Source organism: Spirillospora sp. CA-142024, from assembly GCF_050942325.1.
Taxonomy (GTDB): domain Bacteria; phylum Actinomycetota; class Actinomycetes; order Streptosporangiales; family Streptosporangiaceae; genus Spirillospora.
On sequence record NZ_CP192077.1, the window covers coordinates 8995101 to 9021346 of the forward strand.

General features: G+C 71.4%; 30 protein-coding genes. 18 read left to right on the forward strand and 12 right to left on the reverse strand.

Features of this window, described 5'->3' with window-relative positions; translation table 11 throughout:
- The first annotated feature begins 19 nt into the window (after positions 1 to 19).
- The 6 genes from ACQPZP_RS42635 to ACQPZP_RS42660 all read left to right on the forward strand — a co-directional run bounded on the left by ACQPZP_RS42635 (position 20) and on the right by ACQPZP_RS42660 (position 5980).
- Positions 20 to 307, forward strand: coding sequence for a chorismate mutase (locus ACQPZP_RS42635; RefSeq protein ID WP_433475290.1), 288 nt, complete (start codon positions 20 to 22; stop codon positions 305 to 307).
- Positions 308 to 417: 110 nt separating this feature from the next.
- Positions 418 to 2157, forward strand: a complete 1740-nt coding sequence (locus ACQPZP_RS42640) for a protein kinase domain-containing protein (RefSeq protein ID WP_433475291.1) — start codon at positions 418 to 420, stop codon at positions 2155 to 2157.
- An 8-nt stretch (positions 2158 to 2165) separates the two neighbouring features.
- On the forward strand, positions 2166 to 2858 hold the full coding sequence (locus tag ACQPZP_RS42645; protein WP_433475292.1) for a hypothetical protein: 693 nt from the start codon (positions 2166 to 2168) through the stop codon (positions 2856 to 2858).
- 116 nt (positions 2859 to 2974) lie between these two features.
- On the forward strand, positions 2975 to 4516 hold the full coding sequence (locus tag ACQPZP_RS42650; protein WP_433475293.1) for a serine/threonine-protein kinase: 1542 nt from the start codon (positions 2975 to 2977) through the stop codon (positions 4514 to 4516).
- 67 nt (positions 4517 to 4583) lie between these two features.
- On the forward strand, positions 4584 to 5231 hold the full coding sequence (locus ACQPZP_RS42655; RefSeq protein WP_433475294.1) for a GNAT family N-acetyltransferase: 648 nt from the start codon (positions 4584 to 4586) through the stop codon (positions 5229 to 5231).
- Positions 5228 to 5980: a class I SAM-dependent methyltransferase gene (locus ACQPZP_RS42660; RefSeq protein WP_433475295.1), complete on the forward strand. Its 753-nt coding sequence runs from the start codon at positions 5228 to 5230 to the stop codon at positions 5978 to 5980. The genes ACQPZP_RS42655 and ACQPZP_RS42660 overlap by 4 nt, the downstream gene beginning before the upstream one ends.
- Before the next feature lie 23 nt (positions 5981 to 6003).
- On the opposite strand, the gene ACQPZP_RS42665 is transcribed toward ACQPZP_RS42660, so the two are convergent.
- Positions 6004 to 6972 (reverse strand): helix-turn-helix domain-containing protein, encoded by a 969-nt coding sequence (locus ACQPZP_RS42665; protein WP_433475296.1) that lies wholly within the window; start codon positions 6970 to 6972, stop codon positions 6004 to 6006.
- Positions 6973 to 7024: 52 nt separating this feature from the next.
- On the opposite strand from ACQPZP_RS42665, the gene ACQPZP_RS42670 reads away from it, so the two are divergent.
- Positions 7025 to 7417 carry a cupin domain-containing protein gene (locus ACQPZP_RS42670; RefSeq protein WP_433475297.1) on the forward strand — a complete coding sequence of 131 codons (393 nt, stop codon included), beginning with the start codon at positions 7025 to 7027 and terminating at the stop codon, positions 7415 to 7417.
- A 7-nt stretch (positions 7418 to 7424) separates the two neighbouring features.
- Here the strand turns inward: ACQPZP_RS42670 and ACQPZP_RS42675 are convergent, their stop codons facing one another.
- Complete coding sequence (locus ACQPZP_RS42675) at positions 7425 to 8477, reverse strand: MBL fold metallo-hydrolase (protein ID WP_433475298.1); 1053 nt, start codon at positions 8475 to 8477, stop codon at positions 7425 to 7427.
- 108 nt (positions 8478 to 8585) lie between these two features.
- Between ACQPZP_RS42675 and ACQPZP_RS42680 the strand changes: the two genes are divergently transcribed.
- On the forward strand, positions 8586 to 9383 hold the full coding sequence (locus ACQPZP_RS42680; RefSeq protein ID WP_433475299.1) for an SAM-dependent methyltransferase: 798 nt from the start codon (positions 8586 to 8588) through the stop codon (positions 9381 to 9383).
- A gap of 4 nt (positions 9384 to 9387) precedes the next feature.
- On the opposite strand, the gene ACQPZP_RS42685 is transcribed toward ACQPZP_RS42680, so the two are convergent.
- A complete protein-coding gene (locus ACQPZP_RS42685) occupies positions 9388 to 10140 on the reverse strand; it encodes an endonuclease/exonuclease/phosphatase family protein (RefSeq protein WP_433475300.1) in 753 nt (250 codons plus the stop codon).
- A gap of 190 nt (positions 10141 to 10330) precedes the next feature.
- Here ACQPZP_RS42685 and ACQPZP_RS42690 point away from each other — a divergent pair, with 190 nt between their 5' ends.
- The 3 genes from ACQPZP_RS42690 to ACQPZP_RS42700 all read left to right on the forward strand — a co-directional run bounded on the left by ACQPZP_RS42690 (position 10331) and on the right by ACQPZP_RS42700 (position 12726).
- Positions 10331 to 10540, forward strand: coding sequence for a hypothetical protein (locus tag ACQPZP_RS42690; RefSeq protein ID WP_433475301.1), 210 nt, complete (start codon positions 10331 to 10333; stop codon positions 10538 to 10540).
- Positions 10541 to 10630: 90 nt separating this feature from the next.
- Positions 10631 to 11728, forward strand: coding sequence for an LLM class flavin-dependent oxidoreductase (locus ACQPZP_RS42695; RefSeq protein WP_433475302.1), 1098 nt, complete (start codon positions 10631 to 10633; stop codon positions 11726 to 11728).
- Between the two features lie 5 nt (positions 11729 to 11733).
- On the forward strand, positions 11734 to 12726 hold the full coding sequence (locus tag ACQPZP_RS42700; protein ID WP_433475303.1) for an AraC family transcriptional regulator: 993 nt from the start codon (positions 11734 to 11736) through the stop codon (positions 12724 to 12726).
- Between the two features lies 1 nt (position 12727).
- On the opposite strand, the gene ACQPZP_RS42705 is transcribed toward ACQPZP_RS42700, so the two are convergent.
- Positions 12728 to 13669, reverse strand: coding sequence for an alpha/beta fold hydrolase (locus tag ACQPZP_RS42705; RefSeq protein WP_433475304.1), 942 nt, complete (start codon positions 13667 to 13669; stop codon positions 12728 to 12730).
- 21 nt (positions 13670 to 13690) lie between these two features.
- Positions 13691 to 14770 (reverse strand): CapA family protein, encoded by a 1080-nt coding sequence (locus ACQPZP_RS42710; RefSeq protein ID WP_433475305.1) that lies wholly within the window; start codon positions 14768 to 14770, stop codon positions 13691 to 13693.
- Positions 14771 to 14893: 123 nt separating this feature from the next.
- Between ACQPZP_RS42710 and ACQPZP_RS42715 the strand changes: the two genes are divergently transcribed.
- A complete protein-coding gene (locus tag ACQPZP_RS42715; protein ID WP_433475306.1) occupies positions 14894 to 15514 on the forward strand; it encodes a hypothetical protein in 621 nt (206 codons plus the stop codon).
- A 40-nt stretch (positions 15515 to 15554) separates the two neighbouring features.
- Here the strand turns inward: ACQPZP_RS42715 and ACQPZP_RS42720 are convergent, their stop codons facing one another.
- Positions 15555 to 16580 carry an SPFH domain-containing protein gene (locus ACQPZP_RS42720; protein ID WP_433475307.1) on the reverse strand — a complete coding sequence of 342 codons (1026 nt, stop codon included), beginning with the start codon at positions 16578 to 16580 and terminating at the stop codon, positions 15555 to 15557.
- Complete coding sequence (locus tag ACQPZP_RS42725) at positions 16577 to 17032, reverse strand: NfeD family protein (RefSeq protein WP_433475308.1); 456 nt, start codon at positions 17030 to 17032, stop codon at positions 16577 to 16579. Before ACQPZP_RS42725 ends, ACQPZP_RS42720 begins: the two co-directional genes overlap by 4 nt.
- A gap of 136 nt (positions 17033 to 17168) precedes the next feature.
- On the opposite strand from ACQPZP_RS42725, the gene ACQPZP_RS42730 reads away from it, so the two are divergent.
- The 3 genes from ACQPZP_RS42730 to ACQPZP_RS42740 all read left to right on the forward strand — a co-directional run bounded on the left by ACQPZP_RS42730 (position 17169) and on the right by ACQPZP_RS42740 (position 20747).
- Entirely contained in the window at positions 17169 to 19388 is a 2220-nt protein-coding gene (locus ACQPZP_RS42730) for a molybdopterin oxidoreductase family protein (protein WP_433475309.1), read from the forward strand.
- Positions 19389 to 19494: 106 nt separating this feature from the next.
- Positions 19495 to 20412, forward strand: coding sequence for a Rieske 2Fe-2S domain-containing protein (locus ACQPZP_RS42735; protein ID WP_433475310.1), 918 nt, complete (start codon positions 19495 to 19497; stop codon positions 20410 to 20412).
- Positions 20413 to 20510: 98 nt separating this feature from the next.
- Positions 20511 to 20747 carry a hypothetical protein gene (locus ACQPZP_RS42740; protein WP_433475311.1) on the forward strand — a complete coding sequence of 79 codons (237 nt, stop codon included), beginning with the start codon at positions 20511 to 20513 and terminating at the stop codon, positions 20745 to 20747.
- On the opposite strand, the gene ACQPZP_RS42745 is transcribed toward ACQPZP_RS42740, so the two are convergent.
- Positions 20744 to 21514 carry a sulfite exporter TauE/SafE family protein gene (locus ACQPZP_RS42745; RefSeq protein ID WP_433475312.1) on the reverse strand — a complete coding sequence of 257 codons (771 nt, stop codon included), beginning with the start codon at positions 21512 to 21514 and terminating at the stop codon, positions 20744 to 20746. The two genes, ACQPZP_RS42740 and ACQPZP_RS42745, sit on opposite strands and share 4 nt — an antisense overlap.
- Before the next feature lie 82 nt (positions 21515 to 21596).
- Entirely contained in the window at positions 21597 to 22385 is a 789-nt protein-coding gene (locus ACQPZP_RS42750) for an ABC transporter ATP-binding protein (protein ID WP_433479769.1), read from the reverse strand.
- Between the two features lie 225 nt (positions 22386 to 22610).
- Between ACQPZP_RS42750 and ACQPZP_RS42755 the strand changes: the two genes are divergently transcribed.
- Positions 22611 to 23366, forward strand: coding sequence for a hypothetical protein (locus tag ACQPZP_RS42755; RefSeq protein WP_433475313.1), 756 nt, complete (start codon positions 22611 to 22613; stop codon positions 23364 to 23366).
- A gap of 112 nt (positions 23367 to 23478) precedes the next feature.
- The gene (locus tag ACQPZP_RS42760) at positions 23479 to 23700 is read left to right on the forward strand and encodes a hypothetical protein (RefSeq protein ID WP_433475314.1); all 222 of its coding nucleotides are present in this window, start codon (positions 23479 to 23481) and stop codon (positions 23698 to 23700) included.
- A 146-nt stretch (positions 23701 to 23846) separates the two neighbouring features.
- On the opposite strand, the gene ACQPZP_RS42765 is transcribed toward ACQPZP_RS42760, so the two are convergent.
- Positions 23847 to 24569: an RDD family protein gene (locus ACQPZP_RS42765; RefSeq protein ID WP_433475315.1), complete on the reverse strand. Its 723-nt coding sequence runs from the start codon at positions 24567 to 24569 to the stop codon at positions 23847 to 23849.
- Between the two features lie 88 nt (positions 24570 to 24657).
- Complete coding sequence (locus ACQPZP_RS42770) at positions 24658 to 25107, reverse strand: DUF2752 domain-containing protein (RefSeq protein WP_433475316.1); 450 nt, start codon at positions 25105 to 25107, stop codon at positions 24658 to 24660.
- 179 nt (positions 25108 to 25286) lie between these two features.
- Here ACQPZP_RS42770 and ACQPZP_RS42775 point away from each other — a divergent pair, with 179 nt between their 5' ends.
- Positions 25287 to 25442 carry a hypothetical protein gene (locus ACQPZP_RS42775; RefSeq protein ID WP_433475317.1) on the forward strand — a complete coding sequence of 52 codons (156 nt, stop codon included), beginning with the start codon at positions 25287 to 25289 and terminating at the stop codon, positions 25440 to 25442.
- A gap of 9 nt (positions 25443 to 25451) precedes the next feature.
- Here ACQPZP_RS42775 and ACQPZP_RS42780 read toward each other — a convergent pair whose 3' ends face one another.
- Entirely contained in the window at positions 25452 to 26237 is a 786-nt protein-coding gene (locus ACQPZP_RS42780; RefSeq protein WP_433475318.1) for a PP2C family protein-serine/threonine phosphatase, read from the reverse strand.
- Between the last annotated feature and the right edge of the window lie 9 nt (positions 26238 to 26246).

Sequence of the window (26246 nt, forward strand, 5' to 3'; positions counted from 1 at the left end):
GACCGGCATGCTTGGGCGCATGGAAACCCCGGAATCGCTCGCGGACGTACGGGCACGGATCGACGAGATCGACGAGCGGCTGGTCCGATTGCTGGCCGAACGGCAGGGGCTCGTGAAGGCGGCCGCCGCCTTCAAGGCCGACGAGCAGGACGTCCGCGCGCCCGACCGGGTGGAGCGGGTCGTCGCGCTCGCCCGCCGCCGGGCCGCGGCGACCGGGCTCGCACCGGGCGTCGCCGAGACGGTGTGGCGGGCGATGATCGGCGCCTTCATCGACCTGGAACTGAAGGAGCACGCGGGCGGTTCATGAAACCCCGCTCCGCCCCCCGCATCGGCCGGGTCGCGCGCCCGGCGCGTCCCGGAGGGGCGCCCGGCGGGCGTGGATAGTCTGCTTTCTCCGCATCTTCGTGGAGGTTCTGAATGCCGGAGACCCGTCCGCTGCGCGCCACCGATCCCCCCGAGCTCGGCGGGTTCCGGCTGACGGCCCGGATCGGCGAGGGCGCCCAGGGCATCGTCTTCCTGGGCGAGTCGGACACCGGGCAGCGGGTCGCGGCGAAGCTCCTGCACGCCGACGTCGGACGGGACGACAGAGCCCGCACCCTCTTCGAACGCGAACTGTCCGCGGCCAGGCGCGTCGCCCCGTTCTGCACCGCCCGCGTCCTCGCGGCGGAGGCCGACGGCGACGCGCCGTACATCGTCAGCGAGTACATCGACGGGCCGTCGCTGCGTGACCAGATCACCGGGAACGGCGTCGCCTCCCCCGCGGAACTGGTCAGGCTCGCCATCGGCACCGCCACCGCGCTCGCCGCGATCCACGAGGCGGACGTCGTGCACCGCGACTTCAAACCGGCCAACGTGCTGCTCGGCCCGGACGGGCCGAAAGTGATCGACTTCGGGGTCGCGCGGCCGCTGGAGGCGACGTCCGCGACGCTGACCGGAGCCGTCGGCACCCCCGCCTACATGGCGCCGGAACAGGTCGCCGGCTCGCCCGGCGGCGCGCCGCTGGACATGTTCGCGTGGGGCTGCACGATGGCGTTCGCCGCCAACGGCGTTCCGCCGTTCGGCAACGACACGGTGCCGGCCATCATGCAGCGGGTCCTGTACGGGGAGCCGGAGCTGGGCGCGCTCACCGGGGACCTCCGCGCGCTCGTCGCGTCCTGCCTGACCAAGGACCCGGCGGGGCGCCCGACGGCGCTCCAGGTACTCCAGCGGCTGCTCGGCCTGGGCCCTAACGCGAACCTCCTCGCGGAGGGCACGTCCGCCGCCGCACAAGCACCGCCCGCACCAGCACTGCCCGCACCGGTGCCCGGGGCATGGGCACCGCCCGAGGCCGGGACGGTTCCCGTCGTACCGCACGGCACCGCGCCCGGCGCGTTCCCACCCGGCGTGCCGCCTTCGCCGGGGTTCCCGTACCCGGGCGGTCCACCGGACCGCGGACGGAACGGCCGCCCCCTGCTGATCGTCGGCGCCACCGCGGGCGCCCTTCTGCTGGCCGGCGCGCTCGTCACCGCGGCCCTGCTCGTGAACAACGGCGAGAAGAACGCTGGCGACAAGGGCCGCAACGGGGGCGGCACTCCGGTCGCGCAGTCGACGGCGTCCGGTCCTTGCCGGTACGTGCCCTCGACCAGCGAGACCGTCAAGGACGTCGGGACACCACCGGCCACGCCGCCGACGCCGAGCCCGTCCCAGGCCACCATCAAGACCAACCTCGGGGTGCTCGACGTGTCCCTCGACGCCGGAAAGGCGCCGTGCACGGTGAACTCTCTGGCCTACCTGGCGGGCCAGAAGTTCTACGACCGCACATCCTGCCACCGGCTCACGACGGACCCGACGCTCAAGGTCGTCCAGTGCGGCGATCCGAGCGGGACCGGGACGGGCGGCCCCGCCTACCAGTTCGCCGACGAGAGCCTGAGCTCCGCGCGCTACACCCGGGGGACCGTGGCCATGGCCAACGCGGGCCCGAACACGAACGGCAGCCAGTTCTTCATCCTCTACGGGGACACGAAGGTCCTGGACTCCACCTACACGGTCTTCGGACGTGTCACGTCTGGCATGGACATCGTGGACACCGTTGCCAAGGGAGGCGTGGAGAACGGCTCCACTGACGGCGAGCCCAAGCAGAAGCTCACCATCACAGAGTTCCGCACCGCTGCGAGTTAAGCGCCGCCATGGACCTGTACGCGGCGTTCACGCACGTCCCGCGCCCCTCCTCGGTGGAGGGATGTCCGTGCTGCGTCGACCCCGCCGAGGGGTGTGCGCTGCTTCGGCGCCCTCCGCGAGAGCGCAGCGCCGACGAGTTGTCCCGGTACGCGGCCAAGGTGCTGAACACCTGGGGCGGCCCGGAGGACCTCCGCTACTTCGCGCCGCGCCTCCTGGAGCTGGCCGCCGCGGACGCCTTCGTCTGGCCGGACGTGGAGATCGTCTTCGCCAAGTTCGGCCAGGCGGGATGGACGTCCTGGGGGCAGCGCGACGCCATCGCCGCCTTCTTCGGCGCGTTCTGGACGCGGACTCTGGAGAGTTTCCCGTCCCGTCCCTCTGTGGACACGGCCATCTGCGCCTTGGCCGCCGCGGAGGCCGACATACCTGGCTACCTGGACGAATGGGGGCGGCTGCCGTCGGAGCCGTCCATCAGGCAACTGCACGAGTTCGTCGTGCAGGGCCTGTCCTGGCAGCGCGGCCATCCGCGGCTGAGCAACGCGTTCTGGGACGTCTCGTCCCGCCCGTACCACCAGGTCGTCGACTGGCTGACCGGCGGCGCGGCGGCCGAGGCGGTCGGCGCCGCCTTCGCCCGGACGGACGACGAGGCGGCGTTGGAACTGCTCTGCGAAATCGATTCCCGGCTGACCGGCCCCGCGTCGTGAAAAGGGCGGCGTTTCTGCGTCCTATGACCTACCGCGTGTCGTACCCGTCCGATTGAATCTAAAGATCATCTGGTCTGCGCGGATGGAAACCGGACAACGGAAGACGAGGCGCTGCGGTGGACGAACTGCGACCTGGGGATCCTCGTACGGTCGGACGCTACGCGCTGTCGGCCCGGCTGGGCGCGGGCGGAATGGGGCAGGTGTTCCTCGGCTCGTCCCCCGGCGGCCGGCCGGTGGCCGTCAAACTGGTGCACGCGGGATTCGCCGCCGACGCCGAGTTCCGGCGGCGTTTCAAACGCGAGGTGGAGGCGGCACGCCAGGTCGGCGGTTTCCACACCGCGCCCGTCGTGGACGCGGATCCGGACGCCGATATCCCGTGGCTGGTCACGGCCTATGTTCCCGGACCGTCGCTCGCCACCGCGATCGCCGAGCACGGACCGTTTCCGTTGAAGTCGGCCCTCGTGCTGGGGGCCGGACTGGCGGAGGCACTGGAGGCCATTCACCAGGTCGGCGTCGTGCATCGCGACCTCAAACCCTCCAACGTCCTGGTCGCCGCCGACGGCCCGCGCGTCATCGATTTCGGCATCGCCCGCGCCGTCGACGCCTCCGGTGTCACCACCCACGCCGGAACACCCGGTTTCATGGCGCCCGAGCTGATCTCGGACGGTTCCGTCACCCCGGCCTGCGACGTGTTCGCCCTCGGCGCCGTCCTCGCATTCGTCATGGGGGTCCGGCCTTTCGGCGAAGGGCCGTCGGACGCGCTGACCTACCGTGTGGTCCACAAGGAGCCCGTGCTGGACGGCCTGCCCGCCCCGCTGCACGACATCGTCGCAAGCTGCCTCACCAAGGAACCCGCCGCGCGTCCGAAACCGGCGGAATTGCTGGAAACTCTGGCCACGGCCGGGCAGAACAGCGCCTGGCTTCCGCAACCCGTTCAGGACATGCTGACCCGGTATCCCGTTCCCGGAACCGGCACCGTTCCCCGGCCCGGCCCCATTTCCGGAACCGGCCCCAGATCCGGAACCTCTGGGTGGACGGCCGTTTCCCCGGAACCGCTGGATCCCGGCACGGCCGGGCAGCCCGAGCCGCCCATCCCCCACCAACTGCCCCCCATGCTGTTCAAAGGCAACATCGCTCCCGTGGCACTCGCGCTCGTCGGGCATTCCCTCCGCCTTCTGCTCGGGCTCGGCCTCGGCCTGCTCGTGGTGGTCAGCGCGACCAACTCAGGGGACTTGAGCGACAGCCCCATGGCCGCGCTCGTCCATGCGGGCCTCTTCGCGATCGCGGTTTGGCTCACCCGGCTTCCCGCGACCTGGATCGTCCCGCTCGTCAACGCGCTGCGGAAACCCTGCGAGCTGCAGGTCGGCGCGGAAGGAATCGACCTTCAGTACAGCGGACGCCGGATCTTCTACCGATGGCATGAGATCGGCCGCGTCGTGGTCCGCCGTGCGGACCACGCCGGATGGTCGATCTGCGTGTTCCCGTTGCCCGGCACAGCCCTGCCGGCGATTCGCGGACCGCGCACGCCGCTCTGCTACCTGGAGCGGAAGACCGGCTGGATCGTGGTCGTGCCCGTGCATCGGCTCAAGGGTTCCCGCAAAGAGATCGAGGCGACCGTCGCCCGATTCGCCGGCCCGCGCTGGGGCGGCAACGCCTGAGCGGGCGCACTGACCGGGGCACGGAAAACAAGATGCCGCACGCCGCCGGAAGCGCCATGGTGAGGGGATGCTGGTCGACCATTTCCCGCTGCTCGGCCTACGGCTGACGACACCCCGGCTCGAACTGCGGCTGCCCGCGCCCGAGGAACTCGCCGCCCTCGCCGATGTCGCGGCGGAGGGCATTCACGCTCCCGAGAGGATGCCGTTCGCGGTGCCGTGGACGGACCGTCCGGCCGCCGAGGTCGCCCGGGGCGTCGTCCAGCATCATTGGCAGACGCTCGCACAATGGACGCCGGACGACTGGGATCTCGACCTGACCGTGTTCCACGTCGGCGAGGTCGCCGGCCAGCAGACGGTGAGGGCGTGCGATTTCGCCGTCCTCCGCCAGGTCGACACCGGTTCCTGGCTCGGCCTCCGCCACCAGGGGGAGGGGATCGGCACCGAAATGCGGGCCGCCGCCCTCCACCTGGCGTTCACCGGCCTCGGCGCCGATGAGGCCCTCTCCGCCGCGTTCCAGGACAGCCACGCCTCGCACGCGGTCTCGCGCAAGCTCGGCTATCAGCCCAACGGCGTGTACCGCCACGTCGTCCGCGGGGCCATGACCGTCGAACGCCGGCTGCGCCTCACCCGGGCCGACTGGGAACGCCACCGCACCATTCCCGTCACGATCGAAGGGCTCTCCCCGTGCCTCCCCATGTTCGGAATCCCGGGATGACGTTCGAGGTCCTGGTCGCCGAGGCCGAGTCCGCGCCCGTCGCCGGCTGGGACTTCTCCTGGCTGGACGGCCGCGCGACCGAACAGCGCCCCTCCTGGGGATACCAGCGCCTGATGAGCGAACGGCTCGCCGGGGCCCGGGCGGCGCTCGACATCCAGACCGGTGGCGGCGAAGTGCTCGCCGGGGCGGCCGAATTCCCGCCCACGATGGCGGCCACGGAATCCTGGCCGCCGAACATCGAGAAGGCCGCCCGCCTCCTCCACCCCCGGGGAGCCGTCGTCGTCGCCGACCCCGACGAACCGCCGCTCCCCTTCGCCGACGAGGCGTTCGACCTGGTCGTCAGCCGCCACCCCGCCACCGTCCACTGGACGGAGATTGCCCGCGTCCTCGCCCCGGGCGGCACCTATCTCGCCCAGCACGTCGGCCCAGCGAGCGTCTTCGAGCTGACCGAGTACTTCCTCGGCCCGCAACCAGAGGCCCGCCGGAAACGCCGCCCCGACGCCGAGAGCGCCGACGCCCGGGCCGCCGGGCTGGACATCGTCGACCTGCGCTCCGAACGCCTCCGCATGGAGTTCTCCGACATCGGCGCGGTCGTCTACTTCCTGCGCAAGGTGATCTGGATAGTGCCCGGCTTCACGGTGGACGCCCACCGCGCCCGCCTGCGCGAACTGCACGACCGGATCCGGCGCGACGGCCCCTTCATCGCCCACTCGGCCCGCACCCTGATCGAGGCCCGCAAACCGGCATGACATGACGCCCCCGACCCGGCGGGTCAGCCGGAGGCCCGGGCGAACCGTGCCCGGTAGGCGGAGGGGCTGAGGCCCGTCCGGCGCCGCAACTGGGTGCGGAGGTTGGCCGTGGTGCCGAGGCCGCTGGCCCGGGCGACCACGTCCAGCCTGGGCTCGCCGCGTTCGAGGAGGGTGCAGGCCAGCGCCACGCGCTCGGCGGTGAGCCACGCGAGCGGGGTGGTGCCGAGTTCGGCCTGGAAGCGCCGGTGCAGGGTCGCGGGGCTGACGGCCGCGCGGGACGCCAGGCCGGCGACACTCAGCGGCCGGTCCAGCCGCTCCCGCGCCCAGCCGAGGAGAGGCGCCAGCGACGCGTCCGGGACGTCGGGCACGGGGCGCTCGATGAACTGCCGCTGCCCGCCGTCCCGGTGGACGGCGAACACCAGGCGCCGGCTCACCGCGTTGGCGATCTCGGCGCCGTGGTCGCGGCGGATGAGGTGCAGACCGAGGTCGAGTGCGGCCGCGCTGCCGGCGGACGTCAGCACGTCGCCGTCGTCCACGAAGAGGACGTCCGGTTCGAGCGTCACGTCCGGGAAGCGTGAGCGGAACCGCTCGGCCCAGCGCCAGTGCGTGGTGGCCCGGCGCCCGTCGAGGACGCCCGCGGCGGCCAGGGTGAACGCGCCGGTGCAGAGCCCGACCAGCCGGGCGCCGCGTCCGGCCGCGCGCTCCACCGCCGCCAGGACGGCCGGCGCCGGGCCGTCCTCCGGGTCGGGACGGTTCGGCACGATCACGGTGTCCGCGCGGTCGACCGCGTCCAGGTCGGCGACGCCGGACATGGTGAAGAATCCGGCGTGCATGTCCGCGCGGCCGCCCGCCGCGCAGAGCGCGAAGTCGTACCACCTCCGGCCCAGCTCGGGACGGCGCAGGCCGAACAGCTCGGTCGCCACCCCGAGCTCGAACGGGTTCGAGCCGGTGTCGACGATCATCACCACCCGGTGCGAGGATCCTTGCGACATATGCAATTCCTAGCACTGACCGGGCCGTGCGGCGGAACGGCAGGGTGGGGCCATGAGCGACGAACCGATCGAACTGCGCGACGCGCTGGCCTCCTTCACCGCGCTGTGGAGCCCGCGGGTCGTCACCCGGGTGAACGACTACGACGTCCGGATCGCCAAGGTCGAGGGCGACCACGTGTGGCACGCCCACGACGACACCGACGAGTTCTTCCTGGTGATCGACGGCGAGTTGTCCATCGCCCTGCGCGACTCCGGAGGGGAGCGGACGGTCGAGCTGCCCGCGGGATCGGTGTTCGTCGTCCCGCGGGGGACCGAGCACAGGCCGTCCTCGCCGACCGGCGCGTCCATCCTGATGTTCGAGCCGGCCGGCACGCTGAGCGTGGGCGACCGGCACGAGGCGGTGCCGTCCCACATCGACGCCACCACCGGCCACGCCCTGGGCTGACCGCTTCCTACGCCGCGGCGGTCAGCCGGTAGGAGGTGCCGCTGCTGCCCTGCACCCAGGCGTCGGGCAGGGTGGCGGCGAGGGCGTGCTGGGCGCGCCAGCCCGTGCAGTGACCCGGAACGACGAGGCTCGGCGCGAGCTCGGTCAGGGCGGCGACGGTGGGCGCAATGACCGGTTCGAAGGCCGGGCCGCCCAGATGGAACCCGCCGACGAGCGCGTGCAGCCGGTCCACTCCCGTCAGCCGCCGCGCATGCCGGACGATGTTGACCGCACCCGAGTGACCGCAGCCGGTCAGCACGACCAGGCCCCGGCCCCGGACGTTCACGACGAGCGCCTGGTCGTCGAGCACGAGCGGGTCGTGCTCCCACGCGGACCCGGTCCACGCCTGGTGCGGGGGCGGCATGCCGTGCTCGAACTCCGTGGTGCGGTCCACCTCGCCGGTGATCAGAACGCTGCCGTCCAGCAGGAGCGAGGGCTCGCGGCGCTCGATGACCTCGAAGCCCTCCCCGTCCAGCGCCCGCCTGCTGAGCGTCGGCAACTCCTCCACCTCCCGGCCGGGGACCGCGAGCCTGCGCCTGGTCCACACCAGCGGGTGCAGCACCATCGGCAGCGACCGGACGCCGCGCCGGCCCGCCAGGCCGGACAGCCCTCCGGCGTGATCGAAGTGGCCGTGGCTGAGCACGACGCCCTGGATGTCACCGAGGTCGATCCCCAGCCTCGCGGCGTTGGTGACCATCGCGTCGGGCGACAGGCCGGTGTCGAACAGCAGCGTGGTGGAGCGGCCCGCGCGCCGCACCGTGACCAGCGCGGAGAACCCGTGCTCGGCGATCATCCCGGCGAAGGTGCGGCCCTCCTCGAACTGCGGCGCCGTGACCACCCCGGCGCCGAACCCCGCCCGGCGGGTGCGCTCGTCGTCGCCCAGCAGGGCGTCGTAGACGTTGTCCACCAGGGTGACGATCTCGACCTCGTCCACCGGCTCCAGCGCGACGGGATCGACCGCCGCCCCGGGTGCCGGGCGCGGCATCGACGCCTGCGCCTCCCCGTCAGCCGTCTCACACATGTCGGCAGCCTAACGCCCGCCTCCGGCCATCGAGTCCTGTGCTCCCAGGCGCCGCCGTAGACTGAATGATCATGGTTTGAACCGGTTGGGGAAGGCGTGGCGGGCGGGATGACGGATTCCGGAGAGGCCTCGTCCATGCCCGGCGTGGACACGACCACGCCGAGTGTGGCCCGGATGTACGACTACTTCCTGGGCGGCAAGGACAACTACGCGAGCGACCGTGTCGCGGCCGAGGAAGTGGTGAAGGCGCTGCCCACGGTGGAGGGCGTCGCCAGAGCGAACCGTGCGTTCCTCCAGCGCGCCGTCCGCTACGTCGCCGGACGCGGAATCGACCAGTTCCTCGACATCGGCACCGGCCTGCCCACGCAGGGAAACGTCCACCAGATCGCCCGCGAAGAACATCCGGAAGCCCGTGTCGTCTACGTCGACAACGACCCGATGGTCGTCGTCCACGCGCGGGCACTGGTCGCCACCGACAAGCGGACCGGCATCGTCCACGCCGACGTGCGCGATCCGGACAAGGTGCTGGACGACCCGCAGGTGCACCGGCTGATCGACCTCCGGCGCCCGGTGTGCGTGCTGTTCGTGGCCGTCCTGCACTTCCTCTCGGACGCGGAGGACCCGGGGGCACTCGTCCGGCGTTTCACCGACGCACTGCCGGAGGGCAGCTTCGTCATCCTGTCGCACGCGGCGGCGGAGGAGCTGCGCAACGAGCAGGTCGGCGAGACCTACCGGTCCCAATCGGCGAGCGCGCCCCTGGTCGCCCGGACCCGCGACCAGGTGACCGCCCTCTTGGACGGCCTGACCATTGTCGAGCCGGGCGTCGTCCCCCTGCACAAATGGCGTCCGTACGGCGGCGAATACATCACCAACGCCGGCTGGACGGCGGTGGCCAGCAAAGCGTGAAACGTCAGGCGGTGAGGGTCGCCTCTATGCCGTAGTGGTCGGACAGAACGGCCGAGCGGCCGTTGGGGAGGCGGACCTCCTCTTTGAAGACCAGGCGTGTCGTCGCCTCAAGGCCCGGCCTGACGACGAGCTGGTCAATGGCGCCGATGTCCGCGTACTCGGGCCGATAGGTCGGTTCGTTGTCGCCCGCCAACGCGTCCCGCAGCCCCGTGGTGGAAAGGAACCCCTGAAAGTAGTCCGAGTCGCGCGGGACGTTGAAGTCGCCCATGGCCACCAGCGGTTCCGCCCGATCGATTCTGTTGACGGCGGCCGCCAGCTCGCGGAGCTCGGATTCCTCCACCTTCGTGTAAGCGTTGGACGGGGACCAGTCCATGTCCATGTTCGCCGAAAGATGCGTGTTCACCACCGTGAGGAACCCGCCGGGCAGACGGATCCGGGTGAACAGGGCGCCCTTGCTCAGCAGCCATTCGGGCCGGGCCGGGCGGACGAGCGTGAACGGCTCGAAGTGGCGCCGGGTCACCGGATGGCGGGAGAGGGTCACCAGGCCGCCGCGGACGAGCGGGAACCTCGGAACACAGGCGATGTGCGGGTATGACGCGGCCGTCCGGCGCAGCAGGGCCAGAACGCGCGGCGAAATGACCTCCTGGAGGCAGACGACGTCATAGTCCGCCTGCTCGATGAGTTCGGCCAGGACGCCCATGCGCGCCCGGGTTTCGCCCTTGAACAGCGTGTTGAAGGTGAGGACTCGGGCCTGCATGCCCGCCACCCTACGTCGCCTTCGCCGCCCGGATGGCCGCGACACTAGCCCGTGCGCGCGATGGACTATCTCGTCCGCGTTGAAGAGCGGCGCCGAGTGGGTCATCATTGGAGCCTCGTCCCCCCGCCACGGAGGCATATCCTTGCGAGCCTGTTCGATACCGCGCTGCGGTCGGTCGTCGTGCTTCCATGTGCGGCTCGAAGCGGCGAACGGCCCGCGGGACGGGGGGCTCGATTCCTGCGGGGCCCATCTCGCCGAAGCCGTCCAGAAATTGGCGCTGCATGCCCGTGAGCAGCGCCGACATCCGGCGCAGGTCGTCGTGTACGCGACGACCGACGACCACCGCCCTAATGGGCCGGGGCCTTTCGACCGGCTCGCGCTCGGCGCCATCCCGGTCTGACATGGCTATTTTCGGCCATTGCCCGCCGTCCGGCGGCTTCCGATACTGGGCGGGCAATGCCGGACACGGCCGTAACGAAAAGGGGTCGGCATGGGATTCCAGCTTGGCTTGTTCTCCCCGAACACCGAATCGGGGCTCGCGATCACGACCGCTCCGGAAAGATGGCACGCCACCTGGGACAACAACCTGCGGCTCGCCCGGCTCGCGGACGAGGCGGGCATCGACTTCCTTCTCCCGGTCGCGCGCTGGACGGACTGGGGCCCCGACACCGACTTCCACAGAAGCGCCCTCGACCCGCTCGTATGGGCGTCCGGGCTTCTGGCGGCCACCAGCCGCATCCGCGTGTTCAGCACCGTCCACACCGCGTTCCACCACCCCGTCGTCGCGGCGAAGCAGCTCGCGACCGCCGACCATCTCAGCAAGGGGCGGATCGGGCTGAACATCGTCGCGGGTTGGCACGCTCCCGAGTACGAGATGTTCGGCCTCACCCTGCCCAACGACCACGACACGCGTTACGGGCTCGCGCAGGAATGGTGGGACGTCGTCAAGCGCATCTGGTCGACCGACGAGCCGTTCGACCATGACGGCCGGTTCTTCCAGCTCAAGCACGTGGTGGGCAGGCCCAAGCCGTACAACGGGCACAGCCTCCCCGTCATCAACGCCGGGTCCTCCACCCAGGGACGCTCGTTCGCCGCGCGCAACGCCGACCGGGCGTTCACCGTCGTCGCCGGGCCCGAGGACGGAGCGGAGATCGTGAAGGCCATCCGCGCCGAGGCCGAGTCCCACGGCCGGACGGTCGGTGTCTTCACGCTCGGCCACGTGGTGTGCCGCCCGACGAGGACCGAGGCCGAGGACTTCCTGCGCTACTACGCCGACGAGCACGCCGACTGGCCCGCCGTCGACGAGGTGATGCGGCTGCAGGGGCTGCACGCGCAGTCGTTCACGCCGGAGATGCTGCAGGTGTTCCGGGACAGGTTCGCGGCCGGGCACGGCAGCTGCCCGCTGGTCGGCGACCCCGACGACGTGGCCGACGGCATCGCGGAGTTCGCCCGTGCCGGATTCGACGGTATCGCTCTGTCATTCCTCAATTACGCTGATGAACTGGGCTACTTCGCCGCCGAGGTCATGCCGCGGCTGCGCGCCCGGGGTGTTCTGTCCATCGACCGTCAGGAACCGGCCTCGCCATAAGGACCATGACTTCTCTCGACATCGCACCGCCCCTGTCCGCCCACCAGCGGGTCGCCAGCAACGACATCGACGTCCTGCATGACACGGTCGAACCCTTCGCCGTCGGTCACGACCTCCAGGCGTGTAAGCCGGACATCCCGCTGGACGGCCTCGTCAATGCCCTCAATGTGGGGGCGGTCAACCTGGTGTGGGTGCGGTACGGGGGCGGCGGTGTCATCGTGGACACGCCGCCGACGGAAGGGCACTTCGCCATGTGCGCCCCGATCGCGCCCATGGGCGTCGAGTACCGGGCCACGAAGAACCGGGAGACCGCCGGAGGAAGCCTCGTCCTGTCCCATGACGAGGCGATGCGGATGAGGCCGCATCCGACGCTGGGCTGCCTGGTCATCGCCACGAGCACGGGCCGTCTCGCCGACCATCTCGCCGATCATCTCGGCCGCGACTACACCGCGCCCCTGCGCTTCCACAACGTCGACAAGCCGGCCATCACTTCGCCGTCGATCGTCGAACGCACCTGGCGCTACGTGTGCGACGTCCTCGACCACGCGACCGAGCACGGCGGTCTCCACCCGCTCGCAGAGCGCACCCTGGAGGAGGCGTTGCTCACGTCCATCCTCCTCGGCCTGCCCCATACCGGCGTGGAGAGCCTCACCCAGCCACACCGCAAGATCCCGCATTATCTGGCCGGGTTCATCCGGGAGTGGGTCGAGGCAAACCACCACCGTCCGATCGGCGTGACCGACATCGCGGTGGCAGTGGGCGTCGGGGTACGGCAGCTACAGGCCATCTGCCAGGACGAGTGGGGCCTGACACCCACCCAGCTCTTGCGCGGCGTACGGCTCGACCACGCCCGCGCCGCACTCTCCGTGGCCCGGCCAGGGCCCCGCACGATCACGGATGTCGCCGAAGCCGCCGGATACCTTCACATGAGCCGTTTCGCCGCCCACTACCGGCAGCGATTCGGTGAGACACCCACACAGACGCTGAAGCGACCCTGAGTCAGCGGTGGCGCCGTTCCACAGGCGCTCCCGCCGCGCGCGCGTGGGCCAGGCCAGGTGTTTCCGGTCCGCCGTCGATGTGCTCTACGAACTCGCTGATCCAGCGGGCTATGAGTTCCGGGTGGCTACGCGCCACCCAATGCCCGGCTGGGGCACGCCGCACGTACAGACGCGAGACCGGCCCACGCGCGGACAACAGAAGTGACTGCGAGCCGTAGCGGTCCTTCACGGGAACGATGAGCTGGACAGGTATGTCCGTCCGCCCATCCCCTGCGGTGCCCGGACGACGCCGCATGTTGGCGCGGTACAGGCCGAGCCCATTGCGGGCGTCCGCGGCGAGCGTGTCCGCCGGGTGACCTGGGCGCGGCTCGGCGCCCTCGCGCAGCCGCATCACCCGTCCGAAGCCCACGGCGAGCACGCGGGCGGCGACCTCACCGACCCGGGGCGCCATCAGGACCGGCATGTAGACGCTGCGCACCGCCTGCCCGAGCACCTCGGCGACGCCGCGCGGGCCGGACCGGACGGCGGCCCGGGCCCAGCGGGCCATGTGCCGCCGGTCCGGTCCGGAGATCGAGGTGAACGAGGCGATGCGGCCGCGGAGCCGGTCGCCGATGACGGCCTCCCAGCCCTGCACCGAGCCCCAGTCGTGCCCCACCAGATGGACGGGCTCATCGGCGCCCACACCGTCCAGGACGGCCTCCAGATCGCCCATGAGCGCGTCCAGCCGGTAGTCCAGCGGGTCGGACGGGCTGCTGGACGTGCCGGCGCCCCGCACGTCGTAGGCGACGACGCGGAACCGCCCGGCGAGCCGCCCGGCGACCTCGTCCCACATGGCGCTGGTGTCGGGGTAGCCGTGAACGAGGACGACCGTCGGCCGGTTCTCCTCGCCGCGCACCCGCACGGCCAACCCGATCTCGCCCGACCTCACCCGCTGGTCTCGCATCAGCCCACCAGATCTTCCAGGTCAGGACGGTCGCGCGCTCAGACCCGTGCAGGAACGCAGGCCGTTCCACCGCTTGACCTCGGTCTTGGCCGCGGCCCCCTTCATCGGGACGGGAAGACCGCCGGAGATCAGGGCCGGGTCCCACTTGTCCTTGGTGACCTTGCCGTTCTCCACCTTCAGGTACAGGACCCCGGACTTCGCCGTCTGGCCACTGGCGGAGTAGAACACGAAGTTGCCCATGCCGTAGTGGACGTACGAGCCGTTCATGTATCCGCCGCCCAGCGGAATGTGCGCATGCCCCCCGACGACGATGTCAGCGCCCGCCGCGACGAGCGCCTTGGCGAGTTCCTGCTGACGGGCGAGCGGGCACGACTTCAGCTCCTCGCCCCAGTGCAGGTGGACGATGACGACGTCCGAGCCCTGGCGCGCCTCCTTCACCGCCTGCACCATCCGCGGGATGTTCTTGGCGGACGCCAGGCCGCCCTTGGTGTCGGTGGCCGTCCACGCCTGGATCAGGTTGTCGTCCAGTACCTGGGTGGCGCCGACGATGGCGACCTTGTTGCCCTTTACGGTGACGCGGTACGGCCGGTAGGCGGCGTCGGCGTTCTTCCCGATCCCGACGACCGGGAACCCGCTGCGCTTGATGGCGGCCAAGGAGTCACGTAGGCCGCCCTCCATGTAGTCCATGCCGTGGTTGTTGGCCATGGAGGCGACGTCCACACCGGCCGCCTTCAGCGCCTTGAACGCCGACGGCGGCGCACGGAAGGTGAACTCCTTGCCGGGCGCGGGCGTCCCGCCGGTGGTGATGGCCGTCTCCAGGTTGACCATGGCGAGGTCCGCCGCGCGCAGCTGCTTCGCGACCGGGCCGAGCGCGGTGGAAGGCTGAGCCAGCTGGCCCCGCAGCTGGCCCTCGAAGTGCGTGTCGCCGCCGAACGCGATCAGGATCGGCTCCTTGGCGGCCTTCGTCGGCTGCTTGCCACCGGTGCCTCCCGGCTTCGCGGAGGGCGGCGGCGTCGCGCCCTTCGCACCGGAGTCACCGGAGCCGCACGCCGCGGCGGCCAGCGCCACCCCGGCCATGACCACGGCCGTCTTCCCCCGCATGCCCATCGCCTAGCCTCCGTCCGGCCCCCCGTGGACCTTCTGGGTTCGGATCGGCCAAGCATGCCACGTGCCGCTCCCACCGTCCTGCCGAGGGGCGCCGCAGGGCCGGTAATGTGCACCGTTATGTCGCTTCGCTTCGATCAGACCGGCTGGGAGCAGATCCAGCCCGGCGCCTTCCGCAACGCGGACGGCGACACCCTCGGCCTCTACGGGTTCGACATCCCGCCGGACCTGCCGGCGCCGCTGGAGCAGCTCGACCTGCTCCGCGGCCGCACCGTCGCGAAGACGGCCGAGGGCGGCGGCGGGCTGATCGAGCTGGACGTGATCACGCTGGACGGGCTGCCCGCCATCCGGCAGATCATCAAGTTGCCGCTGCCCGACCGCCCGAGCGGTGTGGCCTACATCGGGAGCTTCACCGTCCCGCGCGCCGACCGGAGCCTGGTCCTCAAGGCCCAGTGCCTGGAACAGGGTGTCACCGGAATACGTGACAGCACGGCTCTCAACCACTACATGTCCCAGTACGGGCAGGGCCGGGACATGCAGGAGATGATGCGCTGGTGGGCGCAGCACCCCTACGCCCCGGAAGTCCAGGGCGGCCTCCCGCGCAACCACTCCGAAGACCCTGGCTGGGACGCCCACTTCCCGCAGCATCCCCTGTCCCGTGCCCGCCGCCTCATGACCGCGGTTGCGCCCACCATCGAACTCCACCCCGCTTTCAAGGCCGCACCCCCGTTCACCGGCTGATCCGTAGCCGGGTGGCACCGCAAACGGGAATGGGCTCAGATCAGGTGCGGTCGGCGGGGTCCTCCTGGCCGTTGTGCTTGGCGCCGGGGGTCAGTTCGAAGGGGCCGTCCGGCTGGGGCAGTTGCTGCGGATCGGTGGACTCGGGTTTGCCGGCGGCCTTTTCGAGGGCGGACTTGGCTTCGTCCAAGGAGCCGCCGAACGCTTGCGAGACGGCCTGTAGGGCGGTCGTCACCTCGCTCGGGATGACCCAGAAGGTGCTGCCCTGGCCCTCGGCGAGTTTCGGGAGGGTCTGGAGGTACTGGTAGGCGAGTAGCTTCGGGTCAGGGTCGGCGGCGTGGATCGCGCCGAAGACCGTCTCGATCGCCTTGGACTGGCCCTCGGCCTCCAGGATCGCGGCGCGCTTGCCGCCCTCCGCCTTGAGGATCGCCGACTGCTTCTCGCCCTCGGCGGTGAGGATCTTGGAGGCGCGGGCGCCCTCGGCGGTCAGGATCGCGGCGCGCTTCTCCCGCTCGGCGCGCATCTGCTTCTCCATCGCGTCCTTGATGGACGGCGGCGGCTCGATCGCCTTGATCTCCACTCGGGTGACGCGGATTCCCCATTTGCCGGACGCGTCGTCCAGCACGCCGCGCAGTGCCGTGTTGATCCGGTCGCGGGACGTCAGGGTGGCCTCCAGGTCGAGGGTGCCGATGACGTTGCGCAGGGTGGTCGCGGTGAGCTGCTCGATCGCCTTGATGTAGTTGACGATCTCGTAGTCGGCGGCGCGCGGGTCGGTGACCTGGAAGAACAGCACGGTGTCGATGTGGACGACGACGTTGTCCTCGGTGATGACCGGCTGCTTCTTGAACGACACGACCTGCTCGCGCAGGTCGATGAGGGCCTTCACGCGGTCGACGAACGGGACGACGAAGCTGATGCCGGGTTCGAGGGTGCGGTGGTAGCGGCCGAGGCGCTCGACGTTGCGGGCCCGCGCCTGCGGAATGATCCACACGGTCCGCATCACCCCGGTGGCCAGGACGATCACCCCCGCGACCACGATGACGAGCAGGGCGATGGCAATGTCGGTCATGGTGGCTCCTCATCCGTTCCGGACGAGACCGGATAGAGCAGGGCGGTGGCCCCTTCGATGGCGAGGACGTCGGCGGTCGCGCCGGCCGGGATGACGAGGTCCGGGTCGTAGGGGCGGGCCGTCCACTCCTCGCCGCCGATGCGGGCGCGCCCGCCGCGCCGGGTCACCTCGGTGAGGGTGAACGCCTCGCGTCCGACCAGGGCGGCCGTGCCCGAGCGCAGCGGCGGCGGCTGCCGGACGTGCCGGATCGCGATGGGGCGAACGACGGCGAGGCCCGCGATCGAGCCGGCCGCGAACACGGCCGCCTGGACGGCGAGCGGCAGGCCGAGAGCCCCCACCAGGCCGGCGGCGAGCGCGGCGACGGCCAGCAGGCCGAGCGCGAACGTCACGGTGAGCAGCTCGGCGACCCCGAGCAGCGCGGCGACCAGCAACCAGGCGACCCACGGCTCCATAGCAGCTCCCTAGCGGCTGCCGAAAGTCCTCTGTCTCCCAAAGTAACTCCGAAATCGCCGGGACGGCCATGCCCGATGGCGTCGCCTGCGAGGACGGGCCATGATGGAAACGGTCCCGTTCACAAGGAGTGTCCCGATGGGCGACCGCACGGCCTTCCGCACCTGTCCGCTCTGCGAGGCCCTGTGCGGGCTCGAACTGACCCTTGACGAGGCGGGCGCCGTGACGCGTGTCCGCGGCGACGCGAAGGACCCGTTCAGCAAGGGCTTCATCTGTCCCAAGGGCGCGACGCTCGGGAGCCTCGACGGCGACCCCGACCGGCTGGCGGAGCCGCTCGTCAGGGGCGAGAAGGCCGGGTGGGACGAGGCGTTCGCGGCGGTCGGCCGGGGGCTGGCCGACGTCATCGCGCGGCACGGGCGGGACTCCGTCGCCGTCTACATCGGCAACCCGACCGCCCACTCGATCGCCGGGCCGCTGTACGCCGCCGCGATCGTGAAGGCGCTCGGCACCCGCAACCTGTTCACGGCGAGCACCGCCGACCAGATGCCGAAGCACGTCGCGTGCGGGCACATGTTCGGCGATCCCCTCGCGATCCCCGTGCCCGACCTCGACCGGACCGGGCATGTGCTCATGCTGGGCGCGAACCCGCTGGAGTCGAACGGCAGCCTGGCGTCCGCGCCCGACTTCCCCGGACGGCTCAAGGCGATCCGGGCGCGCGGCGGCAAGGTCACGGTCGTCGATCCGCGCCGGACACGGACGGCCGCCCTCGCCGACGAGCACCTGTTCATCCGCCCAGGGACGGACGCGTTCTTCCTCATGGCGCTCGTGCACACCCTGTTCGCCGAGGACCTGGTCGCCTCCGCCGAGCATCTGGCCGGTCGCGTCAACGGCCTGGACGACCTGCGCGCACTCGCCGTCGACTTCCCTCCGGAGCGTGTGGCCGCGGTCACGGGCATCCCCGCCGAGACCATCCGGCGGACCGCCCGTGAGCTCGCCGCAGCCGAGCGCGCCGCCGTCTACGGCCGGATCGGGACGTGCACGCAGGCGTACGGGACGCTGAACAGCTGGCTCGTGGACGTCCTGAACGTCCTCACGGGGAACCTCGACCGACCCGGCGGGGCGATGTTCCCGCGTCCCGCGCACGCGCCCGTCTACCGCCGAAAGAAGCCGTTCACGACCGGACGGTGGCGCAGCCGCGCCCGCGGCCTGCCCGAGGTCAACGGGGAGCTGCCCGTCGCGACGCTGGCGGACGAGATCGAGACGCCCGGCGAGGGCCAGGTCAGGGCGCTGATCACGATCGGCGGGAACCCGGCGCTGTCCGCCCCGAACGCCGCCCGGCTCGACCGCGCGCTCGCCGGCCTGGAGTTCATGGTGAGCGTCGACCCCTACCTGAACGAGACGACCCGGCACGCGAGCGTGATCCTTCCGCCGCCGCGCCCCGCGCAGACGCCGCACTACGACATCGCGCTGACCGGTCTCGCCGTCCGCGACTACGCGCGCTACTCGCCGCCGGTCGTCCCGCTGCCGGACGGCCGCCCGAGCGAGGCCGTCATCCTCGGCCGGCTCGCCATGATCGCCTCCGGCGCGGACGGCGACCCGGCCGCGCTGGACGAGATGATCATCAGGTCGACGCTGGAGAAGGCCGTCGCGCTCCCGGGCTCCCCGGTGCACGGCCGGGAGCCGGACGAACTGCGCAAGATGCTCCTCGACACCGGCACGCTCACCGAGCAGCGGCTCGACATGATGCTGCGCCTCGGCCCCTACGGCGACGGCTTCGGCACCGACCCCGCCGGGCTCTCAATGTCACGGCTGCGCACCGAGCACCCGCACGGCCTCGACCTCGGCGCCCTCAAGCCGCGCCTGGACGAGGTCCTCTGCACCACCTCCGGCCGCGTGGAGCTGTGCCCGTCCACGTTCGCCGCCGACGTCGACCGCCTGCACTCCGCGCTGAGCGCCGGCGACCCGGGCGGGATGGTGCTGATCGGACGCCGCCACCTGCGCTCCAACAACAGCTGGCTGCACAACGTCCCCGAACTGGTGCGCGGCTCGAACACCTGCACCCTGCAGCTCAACCCGGCCGACGCCGGGCGTCTCGGCATCGCCGCCGGCGACACCGTCCGCGTCACCTCCCGGACGGGCACCGTCGAGGCCGTCGCCGAACCCACCGACACGATCATGACGGGAGTGGTCAGCCTGCCGCACGGGTGGGGCCACGACCGTCCCGGAACCCGCACCGAGGTCGCGAGCCGGCACGCCGGAGTGAACGTCAACGCCGTCACCGACGAGCAGGACATCGACCCCCTGTCCGGCAACGCGGTGTTCAACGGCGTCCCCGTCACCCTGAAGGCCGCGCACTGACCCGTTGTTTAGCCCCTCCCGGCATCAGGTACGTATGACTGGCCGCAGGTGAACGCGGAAGACTAGTGTCTCAACAGGCGTCCCAGTGCATACGCGGAGGAGGGACATGAACCGACGGGTGAACAACATATTCCGGCGCGGTTCCCAATCCCAGGCCACCGCGCGGCTGGCCGACGCCACCGAGGGGCTGGAGCACGCCAGCGGCCTCGACCGCACCATCCGCGTGCTCTCCACGGCCGTGAAACGGACACTGCGGCCCGGCCCCGTCAAGGACACCCTCCACGGCGTCCCGATCGGCCATCCGGCCCACGCGCCCCTCACCGACCTGCCCATCGGCATGTGGGTCTCCGCCGCCCTGCTGGATCTCATGCCCGGGACGCGCCGCGCCTCGCAGGCCCTCGTCGCCGCCGGGCTCGCCGGGGCCGTGCCGACCGTCCTCACCGGCATCGCCGACTGGTCGGCCCTGCACCGCGAGCAGCAGCGCGTCGGCCTCGTCCACGCGGCCGGGACGGCCACCGCGAGCATGCTGTACTCGGCGTCCCTCGTGGCCCGCTACCAGGGACGGGACGCCGCCGGACGCGCGCTCGGCTTCGCCGGCCTCAGCGCACTCGTCGCCGGCGCCTACCTCGGCGGGCATCTCGCCTTCCGGCAGGCCGCGGGCGCCAGCCACGCCGACCAGCTCGCCCACCTCGTCCCGCTCGGCTGGCACGACCTGTGCGCCGCCGAGGAACTGCCCGACGGCTGGCCCGTCACCCGGCGGCTCGGCTACATCAGCCTGTTCGTCCTGCGCAACGGCGACGAGGTGCACGTGCTCGCCGACCGCTGCAGCCACCTCGCCGGGCCGCTCCACCAGGGCCGCGTCATCACCGACGACAACGCGGACACCTGCGTCGTCTGCCCCTGGCACGGCAGCACCTTCCGCGTCGCCGACGGCGCCGTCGTCCACGGCCCGGCCACCGCCCGCCAGCCGTCCTTCGAGGCCCGCGTCACCGAAGAGGGCATCCTCCAGGTCCGGCCCGTCTAGCCCCAGGACCAGGGGATTCGTGCGTTGTGCCGTGATTCAAAATCGGTCGTTCGGGGTACAATTCGAATATACGTTCGATCGACTGAGGGGTTGCGGGGATGAAGGGCGACTGGGTCGAGATCGTGGTGGACGCCGGCGGCGACGGGACACGGACGTACGAGGTCGCGGCGAGCCGCGCGGGACGCCGGGTGGAGATCGCGACCCGGCGCGGCGTCGTGGAGGTCAGCGAGGTCACCCGCACGGGCACCGCGGTCCGCACGGCCCGTTTCATGGCCAGCCGCGTCCTGGCCCTGGTGGAGCACCCCACGGAGCCGAGCCACGGGGACGACGCCTAGAACACCAGGTTCACGATCGCGACGAGGCCGACGACGACGATGACGCCGCGCAGGACCATGGGCGGGATGCGGCGGCCGACGGAGGCGCCGATCATGCCGCCGCAGGTGGACCCGGCGGCGATGAGCAGGACGACCCACCAGTCGATCCCGGTGTCGCCGAACAGCCACGTGAGGGTGAACAGGATCGCCGCGGTGCCGTTCACGACGGCCGACAGGACGTTCTTGCCCGCGTTGAGGCGCTGCAGGTCGTCGTCCAGCATGATGCCGAGCAGCGCGATGAGGATGATGCCCTGCGCGGCGCCGAAGTAGCCGCCGTACATGCCGGCGAACAGGACCCCTACCCAGAGCAGCGGGCCGCCGTGCGGCCGGTGCTCGCCCTCCCGGCGGCGCACCATCCACTTCTGCAGGCGCGGCTGCACGACCACCAGGACGAGCGCGATGGCGATCAGCGCGACCACGATGACGTTGAACGCCTTGGCGGGGAGGCCGAGCAGGAGGAGGGCGCCGATCACCGAGCCGAGGCAGGAGGCGGTGGCGAGCCGCGCCAGCCGCCCGCGCTGCCCCTCGAGTTCCTTGCGGTAGCCGTACGCGCCCGTCGCACCGCCCGGGACGAGCCCGATGTTGTTCGACACGTTCGCCACCACGGGCGGGTAGCCGAGCGCGACCAGGGTCGGGAAGGTGATCAGGGAGCCGGACCCGACGACCGTGTTGATGCCTCCGGCGGCCACTCCGGCCGCGAAGACGGCGGCCGCGTCCAGCAGATTCAAATGCGTCCCATCCCAGCGCTACGAATTCCCAACGGCGCACATCGTAGGGAGACCGCAGCTCACGCCGCGCAAGGGGGGTCCGTCAGCGCGTAGAGCGGGCGTACCAGCGGCCGTTCTGGCGGTCGATGGTGAGGGGGATGCCGAAGGTGGCGGACAGGTGCTCCTCCGTGAAGACCTCGTCCACCTTGCCCTGCGCGACGATCTGGCCGCCGCGGAGCAGCAGCGCGTGGGTGAAGCCCTCGGGGACCTCCTCCACATGGTGCGTGACCATCGCCATGGTGGGAGCGGTCGGGTCGTCCGCGAGGGCGGCGAGGCGGGCGACGAGGTCCTCGCGGCCGCCGAGGTCGAGGCCGGCGGCGGGCTCGTCCAGCAGCAGCAGCTCCGGGTCCGGCATGAGGGCGCGGGCGATCTGGACGCGCTTGCGCTCGCCCTCCGACAGCGTGCTGAACGTGCGCCGGATCAGGTCGGCGCAGCCGAGGGCCTCCAGCAGCGCGACGGCGCGGCCCACGTCGGTCGAGTCGTACTCCTCCTGCCAGCGTCCGAGGATCGCGTAGGAGGCCGTCAGCACCAGGTCGATGACCGTCTCGCCGGCCGGGACCTTCTCCGCGACGGACGAGCTGGCGAGGCCGATGCGGGGACGCAGCTCGAACACGTCGGTGCGGCCGATCTCCTCCTCCAGGATCTCGACGCCGCCCTCGGTGGGATGCAGCATGGCGGCGGCGACCTGCAGCAACGTGGTCTTGCCGGCGCCGTTCGGGCCGACGATGACCCAGCGGTCGCCCTCGTTCACCGTCCATGTGACGTCGCGCAGCAGGTCCGCCCCGCCGCGCCTGACCCCGACTCCGCGGAGCTGAAGCACCTCGCCTGCCATGCGCGCCTTCGTCTCCAATCCGGTGGCCCGTGCCGCCGCCATCAGGAAAGAACCTATGCGATCCGGTGCGGACGTGGGCCCCCGGCTCCCCACCGGAACGGCGGCCCCGGGACACCTCGGGGACGCGAGAGGTCCCTTACGTCCGATGGCGCACGCGATCCGAGCGCTTATCGTGGATCGCATGCCCAATGCGCACTGTCCGAGACCGGGAATGAGCACGAACGAATGAGCAGGGCCGTCGCGATCGCTCTGGCCGCCTGGGGCAATGCCTGGCTGACGGGCCACGTCGGCCTGGACGAGGCGGTCGACGAGATCGAGAAGAGCGCGGGCCCGCAGATCATCGGCGGCGAGCCCGCGGAGGTGACGCTGCGCCGCGGCCTCGGCGACCTGCGCGTCGGCGGGATGGCGGCGCTCCGGCCGGCCCTGCCCGAGCCCGGCGACCCGCTCGGGCTGTCCGGCCCGCCGGGCTTCAACGCCGCGGCGATCGAGGCGGGCGCGGCCGTGGTCGCCGTGCTCGACGGCCGGGCGATGGGGCTCGTCCCCTCCGAGGACCGGCGCGGCTCGTCCTATGTCGGCGTCCGCTGGACGACGCACGAGGCGTCGCCGGCTCCCCCGGACGTCCCGTCCCTCGCCGAGGCGGACCGGCGGCTCACGCTCGCGATGCGGGACGCCACCGAGGCCCTGCTGACCGTGGACGACTTCGCCGGCGTCCCGCCCGAGATCGCGGACGCGCTCGTCGACCTGCGCGACCCGGACCGCGGCGACCACCCGCTCGCCCCCGGATACCCGCCCCGCGCCCACCGCGTCGCCGCGCTCGCCGGACGGCTGTCCCTCGTCGTGGACCTTGCCCGGCAGATGGACGACCGTGGCCTCAGCGCCGACCAGATGAGGCGCCGAGGTGAGGCCCTGCGCCTGCTGGACTCGGCCGTCCGCCGCGCCCTGGTCGCCGCGTGCAACAGCGCCTTCGACCCGGTCCCCTGAGCGGAGCCGCGACCTGGCGCTCGTGCATGGCTCGGTGCTCTCCGGACTGTCCAGCCCGTAGGGCAGTCACAAACCGAGCCGGACGACGCGATCGTCCAGAAAGAGAGAGCCGATGGTCGACCAGCAAGGCGACGCCAAGTCAGCGGCCGGACGCGGAACGGACACCACCGTCTATCTTCACAGGCGGCACCGGGAACTCGTCAGGGCGCGGGTGGAGCGGCTCTACCCCAGCAACGCGATCATCCGGTATTACGCGGATGCCAGCGCGTTCCGGGCGTCGGGTCACGGGGACCCTCCCTTCTGGTTCCCCGCACTGAAGATCACTATGGCCTGAACCACCGGAGACCGCCTCGCGGCGGTCTCCTCAGTTGTGGCCCTTCCGCACGTCGGGAGGGCCACACCTCGTTACGGGACCGGGAAGGCCCCATGACGAAGCGGGGCGCCCCCCGGAAGGGACGCCCCGCTCTCGTGGACCGATGATCAGGCGCGGACCACGATGGTGTTGCAGATCTTGTCGGCGAACGTCTGCTTGCGCTCGTCCCACAGCGGCCAGAGCCAGCCGATGTAGCACGCGAAGTTGTCCGCGGCGTGCGCGATCCTGCGGACGAACGCCATGCCGAAGCCGATCGGCTGGCCGGTCTGCGCACTGACGAGGCGGATGCCCATCTGACGCTTGCCGATGGACTGGCCGGTCGTGCCCTCCTGGTAGCAGACCCACAGGCTGCCCGCGAAGGAGATGATCGCGCCGATCAGCATCAGCAGGAGGCCGAACAGGGCCGCGCCGCTGCTGCCCGAGCTGGACAGGATGATCATCAGGATGTAGAGGACGGTCACCGGGGCGCCGATGATGAGTCCGTCGATGATGGTGCCACCGGCACGCGAGCCCCACTCGGCTAGCTGGCCGGTCGAGCCGTAGTGGTGGTGGTGGACCTCCTGGCCGTAGCCCGGCTGGGCGGGAGGCTGCTGGCCGTAGCCCGGCTGCGCCGGAGGCTGGCCGTAGCCCGGCTGCGCGGGAGGCTGCTGGCCATAGCCGGGCTGCGCCGGAGGCTGGCCGTAGCCCGGCTGCGCGGGAGGCTGCTGGCCATAGCCGGGCTGCGCCGGAGGCTGGCCGTAGCCCGGCTGCGCGGGAGGCTGCTGGCCGTACCCGGGCTGTTGCTGCCCGTAGCCCGGCTGCTGACCGTACGGGTCGTAGGGGTTACCCACACTTGCTCCTTATTGATTGACCCTGTGGTTATGTGACGCCCGCCGGACCCGGTGGGCTCCGCAAGTCTGACCGAGGATCGACCGCGGCTCAAACCCGCAGAACACCGAACCGGACGAGCTGCCACAGCTCCGACCCGACGAGGGCGGTGCCGAGCATCCAGGCACGGGTCTTCGGCTGGAGTGCCCACCACCGTCCACCCAGGCCCAGCGGTGCGGCGGCGACGGCGACGGCGACGGTGAGCGCGACCGGGTTCGCGAGGACGGCGGGGCCTGGACGGCCCGAGCCGAGCTCGATGAACACGGTCGTGCCCCCGCACAGCGGGCACGGGATTCCGGTGAGCGCCCGCATGGGACAGAGCACGCCGGGGTCGTTCACGCGATGGATCCATGACACGCCGATGGCCGCGACGGCCATCGCCGCGACACGCAGCACCGCGCCCAGGGGGCCGTGCCGCGCTGCGGTGAGGGTCCGGCTGACGATTCCGCCGAGCACACCTTCCGGTGCGCCGGCGGCCGCCGCCCCGGGCGCTCCCCCCAACGAATCCTCCGCCTCGATGACAAACAGCTGAGTGACCCGTATACCGGGTGCACCCTGAGGTGGGTCAAGTGCAGGCAACAATACGCTATGGGACCGTTACTCTGCGCTCGGTGACACCACCTCAGGGGCAAGAGTAGGACAAATCGCCAGCTACATGAGCACTCTTTAGCGTTACCGGCATGAATGAATCGGCCGGATCGCCGCTGTGGCGGGGCCTGGCGACGAAGACGGCGGTCAACGGCACCGCCCGGCGCTCACCTTGCGCGAGCCGCCGGCAGGACGGCACCGGGCTCCGCGCCGGGACGCCGGCGCGGGCGGAAGGCCGCGCCGGGTGAGGGGGAGCGTCAGCTCTGCGCGGCGGCGCCCACGACGAGGGGCCCCTCGTCGCCGGTGATGTGCTCGGACTCGACGACGTCGGCGACGACCGCGGTGATGTTGTCCGGGCCGCCGTTCTCCCTGGCCAGCTCGATCAGCCGGTCGACGGCCCGCTGCGGGTCGGCCTCCGCGGACAGCACCTCGTAGATCTTCTGCGCGTCGACCGGGCCGCTCAGCCCGTCCGAGCACAGCAGGTAGCGGTCGCCGAGGCGGGCCTCGCGCTGGCGGAGGTCGGGCTCGCGGTCCTCACGCCCGTCCAGGACCCGGTAGAGGACGTGCGACAGCCGGGACGTCTCGGCGGGATCGGCCTGCTGGCCGGCCTGCTCGGCCTCCGCCTTGAGCAGCTCGTCCATCGTGTGGTCCTGGGTCATCTGGAACAGCTCGCCGTCGCGCAGCAGGTAGCCGCGCGAGTCGCCGACGTGCGCCAGCGCGACGGACTCGCCGGACCAGAGCATGGCGGTGAGCGTGGTGCCCATCCGGCTCAGGTCGGGACGTTCCTCCCGGACGATGCGGAGCTTCTCGTTGGCCTCGGCCACCGCGCGGCCCAGGATGTCGACGAGATCGTCCTGGGGGGCGTCGGTGTCCAGCGAGCGCATGGAGCCGATGACGGTCGAGCTCGCGACCTCGCCGCCCGCATAGCCGCCCATGCCGTCCGCGACCGCGATCAACCGTGCACCGGCGTACCCGGAGTCCTCGTTGTTCTCCCGGTTGCACCCGATGTCGCTGCCTGCTGCGTACCTGATTGCTACGTTCATACCAATTTC

Coding starts and splice junctions, on each gene's coding strand:
- ACQPZP_RS42635 (WP_433475290.1), top strand. CDS start 20: ATGGAAACCCCGGAATCGCTCGCGGACGTACGGGCACGGATCGACGAG.
- ACQPZP_RS42640 (WP_433475291.1), top strand. CDS start 418: ATGCCGGAGACCCGTCCGCTGCGCGCCACCGATCCCCCCGAGCTCGGC.
- ACQPZP_RS42645 (WP_433475292.1), top strand. CDS start 2,166: ATGGACCTGTACGCGGCGTTCACGCACGTCCCGCGCCCCTCCTCGGTG.
- ACQPZP_RS42655 (WP_433475294.1), top strand. CDS start 4,584: ATGCTGGTCGACCATTTCCCGCTGCTCGGCCTACGGCTGACGACACCC.
- ACQPZP_RS42660 (WP_433475295.1), top strand. CDS start 5,228: ATGACGTTCGAGGTCCTGGTCGCCGAGGCCGAGTCCGCGCCCGTCGCC.
- ACQPZP_RS42665 (WP_433475296.1), bottom strand. CDS start 6,972: ATGTCGCAAGGATCCTCGCACCGGGTGGTGATGATCGTCGACACCGGC.
- ACQPZP_RS42670 (WP_433475297.1), top strand. CDS start 7,025: ATGAGCGACGAACCGATCGAACTGCGCGACGCGCTGGCCTCCTTCACC.
- ACQPZP_RS42675 (WP_433475298.1), bottom strand. CDS start 8,477: ATGTGTGAGACGGCTGACGGGGAGGCGCAGGCGTCGATGCCGCGCCCG.
- ACQPZP_RS42680 (WP_433475299.1), top strand. CDS start 8,586: ATGACGGATTCCGGAGAGGCCTCGTCCATGCCCGGCGTGGACACGACC.
- ACQPZP_RS42685 (WP_433475300.1), bottom strand. CDS start 10,140: ATGCAGGCCCGAGTCCTCACCTTCAACACGCTGTTCAAGGGCGAAACC.
- ACQPZP_RS42695 (WP_433475302.1), top strand. CDS start 10,631: ATGGGATTCCAGCTTGGCTTGTTCTCCCCGAACACCGAATCGGGGCTC.
- ACQPZP_RS42700 (WP_433475303.1), top strand. CDS start 11,734: ATGACTTCTCTCGACATCGCACCGCCCCTGTCCGCCCACCAGCGGGTC.
- ACQPZP_RS42705 (WP_433475304.1), bottom strand. CDS start 13,669: ATGCGAGACCAGCGGGTGAGGTCGGGCGAGATCGGGTTGGCCGTGCGG.
- ACQPZP_RS42710 (WP_433475305.1), bottom strand. CDS start 14,770: ATGCGGGGGAAGACGGCCGTGGTCATGGCCGGGGTGGCGCTGGCCGCC.
- ACQPZP_RS42715 (WP_433475306.1), top strand. CDS start 14,894: ATGTCGCTTCGCTTCGATCAGACCGGCTGGGAGCAGATCCAGCCCGGC.
- ACQPZP_RS42720 (WP_433475307.1), bottom strand. CDS start 16,580: ATGACCGACATTGCCATCGCCCTGCTCGTCATCGTGGTCGCGGGGGTG.
- ACQPZP_RS42725 (WP_433475308.1), bottom strand. CDS start 17,032: ATGGAGCCGTGGGTCGCCTGGTTGCTGGTCGCCGCGCTGCTCGGGGTC.
- ACQPZP_RS42730 (WP_433475309.1), top strand. CDS start 17,169: ATGGGCGACCGCACGGCCTTCCGCACCTGTCCGCTCTGCGAGGCCCTG.
- ACQPZP_RS42735 (WP_433475310.1), top strand. CDS start 19,495: ATGAACCGACGGGTGAACAACATATTCCGGCGCGGTTCCCAATCCCAG.
- ACQPZP_RS42740 (WP_433475311.1), top strand. CDS start 20,511: ATGAAGGGCGACTGGGTCGAGATCGTGGTGGACGCCGGCGGCGACGGG.
- ACQPZP_RS42750 (WP_433479769.1), bottom strand. CDS start 22,385: ATGGCAGGCGAGGTGCTTCAGCTCCGCGGAGTCGGGGTCAGGCGCGGC.
- ACQPZP_RS42755 (WP_433475313.1), top strand. CDS start 22,611: ATGAGCAGGGCCGTCGCGATCGCTCTGGCCGCCTGGGGCAATGCCTGG.
- ACQPZP_RS42760 (WP_433475314.1), top strand. CDS start 23,479: ATGGTCGACCAGCAAGGCGACGCCAAGTCAGCGGCCGGACGCGGAACG.
- ACQPZP_RS42775 (WP_433475317.1), top strand. CDS start 25,287: ATGAATGAATCGGCCGGATCGCCGCTGTGGCGGGGCCTGGCGACGAAG.
- ACQPZP_RS42780 (WP_433475318.1), bottom strand. CDS start 26,237: ATGAACGTAGCAATCAGGTACGCAGCAGGCAGCGACATCGGGTGCAAC.